At 42.6% G+C, this 13,141-nt stretch carries 14 protein-coding genes; 6 read left to right on the top strand and 8 right to left on the bottom strand.

Annotated elements, in window-relative coordinates:
- Window positions 1-51 precede the first annotated feature (51 nt).
- Window positions 52-261, bottom strand: a complete 210-nt coding sequence (locus J7I83_RS05675) for a hypothetical protein (protein ID WP_215099732.1) — start codon at window positions 259-261, stop codon at window positions 52-54.
- A 114-nt stretch (window positions 262-375) separates the two neighbouring features.
- Here J7I83_RS05675 and J7I83_RS05680 point away from each other — a divergent pair, with 114 nt between their 5' ends.
- Together J7I83_RS05680 and J7I83_RS05685 are read left to right on the top strand one after the other, a co-directional pair.
- Window positions 376-1,215: a DUF4097 family beta strand repeat-containing protein gene (locus J7I83_RS05680; RefSeq protein ID WP_215099733.1), complete on the top strand. Its 840-nt coding sequence runs from the start codon at window positions 376-378 to the stop codon at window positions 1,213-1,215.
- Window positions 1,216-1,362: 147 nt separating this feature from the next.
- On the top strand, window positions 1,363-2,184 hold the full coding sequence (locus J7I83_RS05685) for a CPBP family intramembrane glutamic endopeptidase (protein WP_215099734.1): 822 nt from the start codon (window positions 1,363-1,365) through the stop codon (window positions 2,182-2,184).
- Window positions 2,185-2,328: 144 nt separating this feature from the next.
- Here J7I83_RS05685 and J7I83_RS05690 read toward each other — a convergent pair whose 3' ends face one another.
- Together J7I83_RS05690 and J7I83_RS05695 are read right to left on the bottom strand one after the other, a co-directional pair.
- Window positions 2,329-2,580, bottom strand: coding sequence for a hypothetical protein (locus J7I83_RS05690; RefSeq protein ID WP_215099735.1), 252 nt, complete (start codon window positions 2,578-2,580; stop codon window positions 2,329-2,331).
- A 603-nt stretch (window positions 2,581-3,183) separates the two neighbouring features.
- Window positions 3,184-3,873 (bottom strand): FadR/GntR family transcriptional regulator, encoded by a 690-nt coding sequence (locus tag J7I83_RS05695; RefSeq protein ID WP_215099736.1) that lies wholly within the window; start codon window positions 3,871-3,873, stop codon window positions 3,184-3,186.
- A gap of 334 nt (window positions 3,874-4,207) precedes the next feature.
- Here J7I83_RS05695 and J7I83_RS05700 point away from each other — a divergent pair, with 334 nt between their 5' ends.
- Window positions 4,208-5,638 (top strand): sodium:solute symporter family protein, encoded by a 1,431-nt coding sequence (locus J7I83_RS05700; RefSeq protein WP_215099737.1) that lies wholly within the window; start codon window positions 4,208-4,210, stop codon window positions 5,636-5,638.
- Between the two features lie 207 nt (window positions 5,639-5,845).
- Here J7I83_RS05700 and J7I83_RS05705 read toward each other — a convergent pair whose 3' ends face one another.
- The 4 genes from J7I83_RS05705 to J7I83_RS05720 all read right to left on the bottom strand — a co-directional run bounded on the left by J7I83_RS05705 (window position 5,846) and on the right by J7I83_RS05720 (window position 9,362).
- A complete protein-coding gene (locus J7I83_RS05705; protein ID WP_215099738.1) occupies window positions 5,846-6,925 on the bottom strand; it encodes an NAD/NADP-dependent octopine/nopaline dehydrogenase family protein in 1,080 nt (359 codons plus the stop codon).
- A 477-nt stretch (window positions 6,926-7,402) separates the two neighbouring features.
- Window positions 7,403-8,182, bottom strand: coding sequence for an aspartate dehydrogenase (gene nadX / locus J7I83_RS05710; protein ID WP_215099739.1), 780 nt, complete (start codon window positions 8,180-8,182; stop codon window positions 7,403-7,405).
- A gap of 193 nt (window positions 8,183-8,375) precedes the next feature.
- Complete coding sequence (locus J7I83_RS05715; protein ID WP_215099740.1) at window positions 8,376-8,564, bottom strand: hypothetical protein; 189 nt, start codon at window positions 8,562-8,564, stop codon at window positions 8,376-8,378.
- Between the two features lie 24 nt (window positions 8,565-8,588).
- On the bottom strand, window positions 8,589-9,362 hold the full coding sequence (locus tag J7I83_RS05720; RefSeq protein WP_215099741.1) for a GNAT family N-acetyltransferase: 774 nt from the start codon (window positions 9,360-9,362) through the stop codon (window positions 8,589-8,591).
- A 318-nt stretch (window positions 9,363-9,680) separates the two neighbouring features.
- Here J7I83_RS05720 and J7I83_RS05725 point away from each other — a divergent pair, with 318 nt between their 5' ends.
- The gene (locus J7I83_RS05725) at window positions 9,681-9,935 is read left to right on the top strand and encodes a cupin domain-containing protein (protein ID WP_215099742.1); all 255 of its coding nucleotides are present in this window, start codon (window positions 9,681-9,683) and stop codon (window positions 9,933-9,935) included.
- A 600-nt stretch (window positions 9,936-10,535) separates the two neighbouring features.
- Here J7I83_RS05725 and J7I83_RS05730 read toward each other — a convergent pair.
- Window positions 10,536-11,084: a flavodoxin family protein gene (locus tag J7I83_RS05730; protein ID WP_215099743.1), complete on the bottom strand. Its 549-nt coding sequence runs from the start codon at window positions 11,082-11,084 to the stop codon at window positions 10,536-10,538.
- Window positions 11,085-11,343: 259 nt separating this feature from the next.
- Here J7I83_RS05730 and J7I83_RS05735 point away from each other — a divergent pair, with 259 nt between their 5' ends.
- Together J7I83_RS05735 and J7I83_RS05740 are read left to right on the top strand one after the other, a co-directional pair.
- Window positions 11,344-12,165 carry a CPBP family intramembrane glutamic endopeptidase gene (locus J7I83_RS05735; protein ID WP_215099744.1) on the top strand — a complete coding sequence of 274 codons (822 nt, stop codon included), beginning with the start codon at window positions 11,344-11,346 and terminating at the stop codon, window positions 12,163-12,165.
- 57 nt (window positions 12,166-12,222) lie between these two features.
- Window positions 12,223-13,062 carry an alpha/beta fold hydrolase gene (locus J7I83_RS05740; protein WP_215099745.1) on the top strand — a complete coding sequence of 280 codons (840 nt, stop codon included), beginning with the start codon at window positions 12,223-12,225 and terminating at the stop codon, window positions 13,060-13,062.
- Window positions 13,063-13,141 lie beyond the last annotated feature (79 nt).

The following is a 13,141-nucleotide window of genomic DNA, read 5'->3' on the forward strand; positions in this document are numbered from 1 at the left end:
ACGACAATTCCATTCTCAATTTAGCGTGTATTTATCGGAACAGGCGAATGGTCATAATTGTGCCAGATACAATGGTCGATTGGATAATGGAAGCGCCTTTGCACAAGCGAAGTGGCCACCATGACCGCAACACCCCATGAACACTTTTGTCCCATTGCCTTGGGTATACATGTAATAGATGCCCGCCAGCAAAGAGGCCTGCACGGACCAGTAGACAATCCGTTCCATCGCGATTGCTTGCCTATTCAGCATAGGCTGCATGGTCACCCTTCCTTCCGCCCTGTTTTGTTTGCTCTTGCCGTATGTATTCAACAAACTTTGGAAATACCCTGTCGCCTTGCACGCATGTTTCAGTAAAGAAAGGGGAATCCAGTTATGAAAACACTTGTGAGGATTTTGATCATCGTAACCGTGCTGTTCGTAATCGGTGTTATTGCTGTCTTATATGCCATCTACACTTCAGATCCGGCGCAACAGGAAGTGTTGGAAGAACAAACTTTCGACGAGGAAATCGAGAACATGGAAATCACAGTGGAAAATTCCCGCGTGGATTTTCTGCCAAGCGATGACGGCACTTCCCGCGTCGTGCTGACAGGCAATAGCGATGATTTCACGTTGGAGACAGATGTTTCAGGCGGCCGCTTGACCATTAAAGTCGAAGACCGATCCGGATTTTTCGTATTTGGCTTTAACCGCTCCTCCACGCTGCAAGTCTATGTGCCGGCAACCGGGCTTGCGTCGCTCTCTGTAAACAGCATTAACGGTGCCATTGACGCAAAAGATATCCAGGCCGCTGAACTGTCGCTTGAAGCGAATAATGGCCGCATTGAAATGGAAGCGGTCGAAAGCGACAAGGTCGATGTCGAAACAGCCAATGGCCGCATTGAACTGACAAACATCGAAGCTGATATGACAGTCCGCGCTTCGAACGGCCGCATCACTTTCACAGATGTATCGGGTGAAGTGCAGGCAAAGGCCAATAATGGCCGCATCGATTTGACTACCGATACGCTTGATTTCCCTGTCGACTTTGAAACGAATAATGGACATATTGAAATCCAAACTGAAAACGAGCCTTCCAACGCCCGCATCGAGGCGCGCGTCGATAACGGAAACATCGACATGTACGGACAAGATTCCAGCGAGATCAGTTTCGGCAACGGTGAAGTGCTGATCACTCTTGTTTCGAACAACGGCCGCATTGTCGTGGAGTGAGAAGGATGAGCCTACCTGTCTAATCAGCGTTGAAAATCCACTGATTCTTCACTTCCAGCAGTCGCTGAATTCTGCCTGTGTGTCACACAGGCAAGACTTGATGAAACGTTCAAAAGTTGCAGTTTAAAACGAAAGGCGGCGCTGAAGATGTTCGAGGATATGAAGTCGCGGTATGCATTCGGCTGGATGTTGGGCGCGTCCATCGTGTCAATTTTCATCTTGCTGCAGGCCACCCAAAACGTGTTCATCATCGATGTCGCGCTGCAGTTGGTGTTCTATGTCGTTGTGCCGGTGTGGTTTTTCAGCTACTATTTCAAAAAGCGCGGCGCGAAACTGCGCCAAGTCGTATTCTTCCACGGCACCGCGCGCTGGTTGCTGCCGGTTTTCGGACTCACCGCGCTGTCGATGGCGTTTTCCATCGGCATGATTTGGCTGCTGTTGCGTGGGCTCATGCCCATCGCCCCCACTGCGGTCAATTTTGTACTCACGCCGCAGCCGCTCCCCGACGCGTTATGGTACCTAATCGCGACCGGCTTCATTGTGGCGGTCATCGCGCCGATTTCGGAAGAGTTTGTGTTCCGCGGGCTGATCCTGAATCGCCTGATCGCGAAATTCGGCTTCTGGAATGGGCTCGGCTTGTCGAGTGTGGTTTTCGGCATATTCCATATCAACTTTTTCGGCGCGTTCATCTTCGCGGTGGTGGCGTCGCTCCTGTATTTGAAGACCCGCAATTTGCTTGTGCCGATTTTACTGCACATGGCCAACAACGTCATCGCCATTTACCAAAGCTTCGTCAACCCGTCTTTTCCGCAATGGTTGATGGTGACGAGTATAAATGACCTGTATACGAAAACCGTGCCGAACCTCGTTGTGTTGATCGCCAGCCTGGCACTGCTGCTGTTCGTCATTGCGCAGATGGCCCGGGGCTTGGAAAACAAGGTAGAAAAAGACCGTATCTTTTCGGAATAAATTTTTAAAGAAGTGTAAGAAATGGAAAGCTTTTTCACAGAGAAAATCCGGGAGCACTGTGCAAAGCGCTCCCGGATTTTCTCTTCTTCGTGTTCCACTTCAAGGAAGCTTGATTTCTTCGAAGCGGAGGTTTTTTCCCTTTAATCAGATTCTCTTTTCCTTCTTATCAGCAATACTCCATGCAAGTTTAACTCCTATTATTGCAATAACAATGGCACCAATTAGAGCCCCAACGTATGCCGCTAACTCATATCCTTCAAGTCCGGTATATTCACGGATCTCGAAGCCCCCTAAAAAAGTTCCACCCACAACTAAACCGAGAAATCCACCGCCAATAACTCCAACTATAAAACCTATAAAACCCCCGATGATCCCCGGCAATAGCTTCCTTTTCATAGCCAACCAACTCCTTCGCTTCCCATTTCGTTATAGCATAACATTAGCCTCCGGAAATGTTGCTTGCTGCAGCCAATGTTGTACCCAGCCGAAATACTTGTCAAAGACTATCATTGAAGAAAGACAAGCTCGAGAATCAGCTGTGCCCAAAAACAGAACCAAGGTGGACACGGTCCAGAACCACTTCGGGCATCAGAGAACCACTTATTAGAATAAGAAAACCCGGTCTTTCACGTACCGAAATCTCTCTATTACTCGATTTGTCGGATTATTCATTCGCCACTTTTGTATAACTTGAATTTTGTTTTCCACATAGACCGGGTTTTCTAACACTACAGATCTTTTTAGCGTTTGGCACAGGAAGCGGTTTTCTTATTGCATAAAAGAAAAAACAAAATATTACATTACAATAAATTAAAGGACAGACAGGTAACCATACTGTCTGCCCTTAATTAATTGTATAAAGATTAGCCGATTTTCATCGAAATAGCTTTTCGCTTCCGAATTGCATCATAATCGGCTTTTTAGACTTGAATGCGTATAGACAAATCTATTTAACCTTTTTATAAAGGTATTCAAAAACCAATAAAATCACGATAATACTTAGTCTAAATCAATATCTTCTAAAGCATGGACAAAGTGAGCAAACATAGCGTCTCTAGCCTTTTCAGGTTCTGCGTCTTTTATTGCTTGCACAATTTTCACATGATCTTCAAGAGTTCTTTGTTTATTAATTTTATCTTGGTATATGGGGGTACGCTGTGCTTTTAATTCATCTGAATAACTTTGAAATAACTTAATAATATATTTATTTTGAGACAAGGTAACAATTCGCATATGGAACTCGAAGCCTTCAAGTGCATAATTTTTGTCCTTTAATAGTTTCTCACCTAAAGTTTCTAAAAGAGATTCAAGTATTTCAATTTCCTCTGCGCTAGCATTTTGAGCCGCCAAGAATGCAGCTTGTGCTTCAAGAGCCATTCTAAAATGGAGAAAGTCAATTAAAGAGCTTCTGTGATCAGTAAGCAACTCAACTAATTCTGTGTTTTCTATTTTCCGCAGTGCATTTTCAGTAACAAATGTCCCTTTCCCTGCTGAAGAGTGAATTATCCCAAGGATTTGCAAGCTTTTAAGTGATTCTCTAATAGAGTTCCGGCTAACTTCAAAGGTAAGGGCTAATTCTTTTTCACCCGGAAACTTATCTCCTGGCTTCCAACTTCCCCTTTTGATCTCATTTATAAGTTGATTAATGATATCTTGATAAAGAGAACTTTTAGTAGCTGGTGTAATCATTATTCTCCCCCTTTTGTACAAATATCCTACAATGTACTTCTACTATACACCAAGAGTTACCTATAAATATAACTTTACATTATAAATGTATTATTATTCATTTTCTATAATTAAAAATAAAAATTAAATTATTAGAAAAGTATATCTTTTCAAAAAAATAATTGATACAATTGTTGGACATTAGTACATTAAGACTTTCTGAAAGGAGATGTGGAAACAAATATCTACTCAGTAGTGATTGATGATAAATTGAAAGATTTGAGAATGCACTAAAGAAAGCGATTTTCATTTTGAACATAATTCATTTCAGGTTACCATTTTAAGGAGGGGTATTATGAGTCCATTATTTATTATCATTGCCAGCAGTTTAGGAGTTCTTTTTTTTAGCGGAGCTATTGCGTTGTACATAGGAAGTAAAAATAAAGGAAGTGAAAATTGGCAAGTAGGCGGACGGTCACTCCCAATTTATGTTGTCATTGGGACTCAATTTGCTACTGCTATGGGTGGAGGAATGCTAGTAGCCCATGTAGGAATTGGTTATGCATCTGGATGGTCTACCTTAACTTATGGATTAATTCTTAGTGTCGGTATTCTTACATTTGTGTTGATCGCACCTTGGCTCAGAAGCAAAAATTTTACCACTCTGCCAGATGTAATTCGTAGTATATACGGAAACCACCCTGTCTTAAGCGGAATGACTGCTCTTATGACCATTATTGTTCCTTTCGGCTGGGTAGCTACGCAACTTGTTGCATTCGGAAAATTATTAGAGCCCATCACGGGTATTTCCCCAACTATTCTAATGTTTTTCTTAGCTTTATTCAGTTTAGTCTTCATTATTCCAGCAGGTCTTACTTCAATTGCTTGGACAGATTTCATTTTCGGAGTAGGAATGCTCATCATGACTGTCATATCATCTTTTATGGTTATTAATATGGCTGGAGGCTGGAATGAAATAATAAACAGTAATCCGGCAACATCCTGGGAACTGCCTAGTGGCCTCGGAGCTGTAGGCATGTTGACCATTGTATTATGGACGCTTTCGATTATTCCGGGGACATTGACCAATCAAATGTATTATCAGCGAATTTATGCAGCCAAAAACACCAGCAGCATTCGCACTACTTTGATAGCAACTGCCATCATTATTATGCTCGTAGAAGTTTGGGCCGCCGTTATGGGAATGTCGATTTTCAAAATGAACCCTAATTTAGCAGGTCCCGAGTTAGCTGCTGGATGGTTTTTAACTCAAGTACCTACTTGGTTCCTGGCTTTATACGCTAGTTTTATTATCGCTACAATTATGTCTACCGTTAATAGTGGGGTTCAATCTGTTGTTGTAAATATCACTAGAGATTTGTATCAGAATCATATCAACCCGGATGTAAGCGAGAAAAAACTTCTGGCTATGTCACGTTGGACTTCGGTTGTCATTATTGCTATAGCTTATGTTTTAGCAACCCAGTTTACAGGTGCATTAAATTGGCTCGTTGCAACTTATGCATACTCTGCTGGCGCTCTTCTAGTACCAATATTCGGAGGGTATTTATTGAGAAACACCTCTATAGTAACGCCTTATGGCGGTATTGGAGCAATGGTGTTTGGAATATTAGGAACCGGCATTGCTCACGCCATGGGCACCACTATTCCTTACGTCATCTATGGTTTGGCACTATCGTTAATTGGGTTGTTTTTAATCAGTTTTCTTACTCGAAATAAAGATTTCAAATCAGAAGTGCTAATCGAACAGAAAAAGCCGGTTTAAAAAATTCGATTAATAATATCAATAGGATCGTAAAGCAACAGAGGATGAGCTCACTTTCTACTGAGAAGTAGAAAGTGAGCTCATCCTCTTGCCTTTTATTAAACATTTAAATCAACATTTACATTCAATAACAAAAAACTGGTTCACCAACTCATTTTGAACGAGTTGGTAAACCAGTTAAAGAATAAAATATTTACCGAAAGTCAATTATACTGAAAGTAATGTATGAATTTCGTTTATTCCTTTTTCTTCTAGACCTAACTTACCCAATGACCGTCCATCTTCTCTAAAGTTTCTTTTTAAAATAACATTTCCCAATTCAATTATTGCATCAATGGTTGGCGTGATTGCCCCCACCATTTTCCCTAGCTCTGATAATGGTACTAAACCAGTAGGTATATCTTCAAAAATATATCTCGTATTTAAAGTAGTAGGACCGTTTATTTCTTGATAGGCTTCTACTTTTTGGATACTTTCATACAATGTATTTCCTTTAACCCCATAGCTTTCTTCATACCAATCTAAAATAGAAGGTAATTTTAATCCTAACATTTCCCCTATCCCTAAGCGTTCTTCGTCCATTTTCTCTATTAACATAGCTATAGATGGGGTTACACCGTCTAGATAGTATTTAAAAGGTACTTTGGTTTCAATCCTTCCTGCATTTAAAAGAGTGGGTGCAGGGTGCAATAATGCATTTACATTTTCTAAACTTGTCCACATAATATTTGGTACAGATTTAAACTCTGGAAAAGATAAATTCAATAACCCTTCTATTCTTTTTGCCTCTTCACTAGGTATGGTTGCAACTCTCACAAGATCCTTTACTCCACTAATAATAACTTCCCCAACTTTAGGACTCCTGCATGCATATAACAGCGTATTCGTTTCCGCCACTATAACTCTTTCCGCCTTACTCTCTTTCTTGAAAATAAAACTTACTTCTAGTGCCCCTCCTGTAGCACCAGGATTCAATACTACAATTTGATCATCTGCAAGGTATGGGGCCATTTTTTGAGCAATGCTCGCATGATACACCGATGGAATTACAATCATAATAATATCCGTTCCTTTGATAACCTCTTCAATATCATTTGAAATTAAATCAATATGTGCTTCTCCGTTTACTGTACCGGTAGTTTTTATTGTTTGCGTTTTCTGTAATTCTGTAACTCTTTCTGGATCGATATCGTATAAATTAACATTAAATCCCATCAAATTGAGATGGGCTGCAAAAGCATGCCCTCCATTACCAGCACCGATTATCGCATAATTTGGCTTATCCATATCCTTCATCCTTTCAAAAATGAATTTAGATTAGTTATTCAGCTTCTTGTCTTAATGTCCAAATGTCCTACATTACATTTTTAATTATACATTCTTATCTGAAAATTTAAAAGACTTTTCAAAAATTAAAAAAACTTGTGATTGAGTTCTAAAACTACACTTTTTCCAGATGAGCGAGATGTCGAATAAAAACCAATACAATAAAAGAAAAATATCGGCTATAAAAAGAAAACCGCTTTAAACAAAAAGCACAATCGGCTACTAATAGCCCATTGTGCTTTTTGTTTGTTTTGGAAGTTACTTCATATTGATGTTTTCTCAACTTGTTAAAATCAGTAATTCCCTTTAATTGCAGGGACAAGGTATAACCGGTGGTGGATTGATCAGCTTTGGGAAAAAACGTCTTCGATGACGATCATTTTTACGGGCTGCTTTTAATGCTCAACCTCTTTCTTAAAACTTTGCCAAAATAAAAACTCAGTTCCCAATCCTCAACGCCCCACCTGTATTCTGCAGCACGGCCAGAATACTCAATGCCGCAAGCAGGCTTGTCTTCGGATTGCTCGGCATCGGATTGTTATTGACTTGCAGCTGCATCTTCCCGAAATCCCCCTCCGCTTCAATGGTGTGGGCATTCTGGTCAATGGCCGGATCGACAATGATGCGCACACTTGTTTTTTCGACACCGATCCCCGCAAGTGCCAGCGTCATTGCGACATTGATGTTCTTCGGGAATTGTTCGACGGCGTCAAAAGCCGATCCTTCGAACACCACTTTCTCCTCGTCCGATTCAATTCCAAGCGATGCCGGTGATTTCCTTGTTGTCAGCTGGACTCGTTTCAGGCCACCAGCCGCTTTCGCTGATTGCAAGATATCCAATCCCCCGATGGCACCGGACGGCAGGTAAATATGGGTACCTGCAGACTCTGCCAAACTTTTGATTTCCTCCAGGAAAACGGCATCTTTAAAGACGCCGATGCTGCTGACAACAAGGTCTTTCTTATAGGTGACCACCTTTTTCAGATAAAGTTTAGCTGCTTCTATAGTAGATGCTTCCACGACGATATCGAGCGGCTCCTTCAAAAATTCTTCAAGATCCGTATAAAAATTGACGTCAAATCGCTCGCTCAAACGGGGACCCACTTCCTGGTTGCGTCCGAAAACGGCTGTTATTCTACCCTCGGCCATATGATTGGCATTCACTTGTTCCAATAAATACGTGGCAATATTCCCTGTTCCGATGATCCCAATATTCATAGTTGGCCTCCTTGCATATTTTAATGAAAACTTCGTGGATTTTGTTTTCTTTCATTCCGCTGAATGACGCATACCTACCTATACCCTCAAACATGTAAATGCCATCTTCGAAATCGTTGATCTTATTGAATAAAAAGTTCCATAAACCAAAAAGGCAGACGCGACTTTCATCGCCTCTGCCTTTTTAGTTGTGTCATCCGCGGTAAAGCGGAAAATATCCAAGATCTTCAATGGCGCCTCTGCTCGAATTATAATCCACCAGAAGGTTGTAGATCGTTTCGTTGCGGATTTTCTTACCGGTTAGGATATCGAGCGGCTCGGTTTTCTTGAACCCGCGCTTGAAGCGGTACAGCACGTCGCCTGTGGCTCCGCCGAGATGCACTTCTTTCTTGCCATGCGCAACTCCTCAGCGACAGCCTTCGTTCAGCACCAGGCTGTTGCCCGCGACGTGGAAAAATTCAGGGTCATTCGCCGTCAGATGGTAATGCAGGAAATCCCCATGGTGCGCATACAGTGACGCCGAAATAAATTGCCCTTCATATTTCGCGTAGACGATAAATTGTTTGCCTTTCAGCAAGGTAAACGATTCCGCCAGCAGCTCTTTTGAGAAACGGTAATGATCTGGGATATCATTCCTTTTCGCCATGATTTCATAGAGCCGATGAAACTCATCAATCGTGGTCCCCTCATAATCATACTCGATTTCCACGTTGTTTTTTAAGGTCCGGCGGACTTGTCCGCGCGCTTTGGATGAGAATTCTTCCATGAAATAATCGTCCACGCTCAAATCAATGTACATCGATATTCCGCGGTTATCGATGCTGTAGACGTCCTCGAAGTCTTCGGCATTGTTCACCCATGTATTAAAACGGATATATTCAGAAACGATATTATTGTCGATGCAGTAGTTTTGAAATGCTGCCGCAAGTTCTTTTCTCCTGCCGGCAGCACAGTTGACGATTACGGGACCGCCTGGGCCAAAAGGAGTGAAGGTATCGTAATAGGTGACGTCCCCTAAGTCAATTGGAATCGGCCGCAAAACAAATTGGTAATAGACATAGCCGTAGTCAGTTGTGAACTCAAAAACCTCGTTTTCCCCTTTTTCCTGTTTGGCGTAAGCCTCGCCCCATTCCGGCAAGAAAAAGAGGTCAGACAATAACGATGCCGGCATAACTGCCATTTCGTATTTCCTCCTTTAGAGAACCGAAAACCCAAATTTTGTACTTTCAAATCACATCTAAGCTCATGATAATAATATTTTGTTAAAACTGGGTTAAGTGAGTTACGTAAAATACACAAGAATAAAAAACAACAGAAACCCTTCCTTTCAATGATTCTGTCGGTTTTCTATACAATATTATTGTATGCCTTTTATAAGGACGCGGTTTCCAATCCCCATTTCTATTTTTTAAAATTCAGAATTGACAAAAAGTTAAAGGGGGTTAAAATTATACTTGTACCATTAAATCCTAAAAATATAATATTTGGAGGAATGACTGTGTCTTTAGTTGAAGCGGAACGTATTGTGGATGTAACTCGTGATAAGTATGCAGTTGAAGAAGGTTATATTGACTCATCAGTAGAGACATCCCCATGGATACCATTTTTGACAGAGAATGTTTTTGTTCGCTATTTGAGTTTTGACATTCGCAATAACTCTACAGTGGTTGTTCTTAAGATTGATGGGCCTGGAGGACTTGGCGTTCATCGTCATCGCGGACCTGTACAAGCCATGACTTTAGAGGGTAGCTGACGTTATGCCGAGTATGACTGGGTTTCAAACGTAGGTGACTTTGTACGTGAAAGTCCAGGCAGAAGCCATACCTTAGTTACAGATAACGGGGCAAACATATGGTTTCATGTACATGGCACACTTGAGTTTCTAGATGATCAAGACAACACTAACCTCGTTATTGATACTTTTTGGATGATTAATCATTACGAAGCATACTGCACAGAAAACAATTTGCCCATTAATAAAGATTTATTTTTGTAAGCGCTTACTGTTTTTAATAGCAATCAGCATAAAAAGTATCCAGGACATCTATGTTCTTGATACTTTTTTCCGTTAGCTTCTGAACATGAAAGGATCAATTGCACTCTATAGCTTTAAAAACTTCCAATTATCCTTAAAACTGAAGAAGAGCATCAAACGGTGTTCAAAAATCTGAATTCCTCCTCCGTGCCACTCAGTTATGACTACTTACGCCTCACCATAAAAAAACACCAGAAACCCTTCTTTTCATTGATTTTGCAGAAAGTTTTCAGCAGTGAAGGTCCGTCTTAAAAAGACCAAAACGAAAAAAGACTGTAGACCAACTCGATTGAAAGAATTGGTCCACAGTCTGTTGCTTTACGTAGTCACTGGTTCTTTTTTGGTATGCAAGGCCATTTCAATAAAGAACTGGATCTCTTTATCGAACTGCTGCATATGCTGTTTTTCAACCTGGAAGTTGGTCGCGTACCTGATTTTATTGCGCTGCTCTTCAGGAAGCAGGTTGTTGATCCAAAGCTCTGCCACCGCCGCCGGTTTTTGCGGTGTAAGAGTGGCCAGTTCGGCTGCTATTTTCTCCCGCTGCCCGGCCGATCCACTGCATAAGGTGATAAAGGAATAATCCGTCAACTTATCCTTTTCCATTTTGATGAATGTCCGCATCGGCGCAGCAACTTTCCCTGCCCAGATAGGCGCCAGCAGAATGATTGGCCCGTAGTTGCTTACATCAAAATCAAGCGGAGCCAAGCGCGAATTGCGCTTCAACAAGAAATCGACAAAAATAGAAAAGTTTTTCCGTTTCTTTTTCTCCTTGATTTCGTACATGTCACAGGCGATTCTGTCCCGCAGTTCTAGAGCCAATTTTTCGTTGTTTCCTGAATGGGAATAATAGACGATTAACGGTTTCATGGAATATCCTCCTAGGCGTTCGGCTTTGAGGAGCAGTGGCTGTGGACTGGTTGACGGCTTATTTTCTTTGCAAACAGGTTTCCATTTTTTCATCAAAAAGAGTTGCTAATACTTTTTAAAATTCAAAGTCATGATATTATAAAGTCAAAATATTGTCAATACAGTAACTCTACAAGATGTATTTAACATGTTTTTTTGAAGAAATCTCATATTTTGCTCTCGGGACGTGATCAGTCTAAAACGAAAGGCGGCGCTGGGGATGTCTGAGGAAAAAAAGTCACCGAGTATGTTCGGCTGGATGCTGGGCGCATCGATCGTGTCCATTTTTATCCTGCTGCAAGTCACCCAAAACGTGCTCCTTTTCGGTGTTGCCATACTGTTGGTTTTCTATATCGTCTTGCCGGTGCCATTTGTCCGCTACCATTTCAAAAAGCGCGGCGTGAAGCTGGATCAAGTCTTCTTCTTTCGTGGCACGGCGCGCTGGCTGCTGCCGGTCCTCGGGCTCACCATGCTGGTGACGTCTTTTTCTGTCAGCATCTACTGGCTGCAACTTCGAGGTCTCATGTCCATCTCCCCTATCGCGGTCGATTCAGTCCTCACGCCGCAGCCGCTTCCCGATGCGGTATGGTACTTGGCGGCGACCGGCTTTATTTTAGCGGTCATCGCGCCGATTGCAGAAGAGTTCGTATTCCGCGGCCTGATCCTCAATTGGCTGGTAGAGGGATTCGGCTTCTGGAAAGGGGTCGGCTTGTCGAGTTTGATTTTCGGCATTTTCCACATCAACTTTTTCGGCGCCTTCATGTTCGCGGTAGTGGCATCGCTCTTGTATTTGAAGACCGGCAATTTGCTCGTACCGATTTTGTTGCACATCTTTAACAACGTCATCGCCATTTACCAAAGTTTCGTCAACCCGTATTTTCCGCAATGGCTGATGGTGACGAGTATAAATGACCTGTATACGAAAAGCGTGCCGAACCTCATTGTGCTGATCACCAGTTTGGCGCTGCTGCTGTTCGTCATTTTGCGGATGTCTCAAGGCTTGGAAAACAAGATAGAAGAAAATCGTATCTTTTGGGAATGAATTTCTACGGATATGCAAAATGCCCACAGTGATGTGGAGTGAAAGGAGAGAGATCTAGTGGCATTGAAACTCAAAAAAATACGTTTGCCGGACGACAGGGAGTTCTCTTATTTAGAAGTCGGTGACCCGCTTGGCATCCCGCTCATTTTGCTGCATGGCATCGGCGATTCCTGCCGGACATTCGAGCTGCTGCTTGCCAATTTCCCTGGCCGAATCCGCGCCATCGCTTTTACTCAGCGTGGTCACGACGGCATCGATACCCCCGAGGCGTCATACAGAACACAGGATTTCGAAGCGGATTTGCTGCTGTTCATGAATGCTGCAGCCATCCAGAAAGCCTTCATCTTAGGGGCATCGAGCGGCGGTTTTGCCGCAAGGAAATTCGCTGTCCACCATCCGAAGCGAATTCTTGGGCTCATCCTGGTCGGCGCCCCTTCCGCGCTCGGCGACAAGCCCGATATCGTCAGCATGCAGAAAACTACTTTGGCCCGGCTAACAGATCCCGTCAGTTTGACATTTATCAAAAATTTCACCGAAGGCCTTTTCACTAAGCCAGTCCCTTCTGATTTTCTGGAGATGATATACGGGGATTCACAAAAAGTGCCGGCACGCGTCTGGAAAAAAGTCAGTGATGCTTTGCTGAAAGAAAAATTCCCAGATCAGCTGCACCATGTGAAGGCTTCCACGCTCATAATCTGTGGCGGACAGGACACCATTGCATCACGCAAAGATCAGGAAAAGCTCTCTGATGCCATCGCTGACTCCCGTCTCACTATTTTCCCAAAGCTCGGCCATATGCTGTACTGGGAAGATCCTGAAAACGTCGCTGAAGAAATCTTCTCTTTTGTCGATGAAGTGTGGCTGGGTCCGGATTCAGCGAAGTTCGAGTATGAATAAAATCTAAATAAGCTCTGTAGTCTAGCCACTTTTTTCGGATAGCGAATAACGATAGTTCAGCTTGCTCTCTTTTCTATTT

The sequence above is a fragment of the Planococcus sp. ISL-110 genome, from assembly GCF_018613575.1.
In the GTDB taxonomy this organism is placed as follows: Bacteria; Bacillota; Bacilli; order Bacillales_A; family Planococcaceae; genus Planococcus.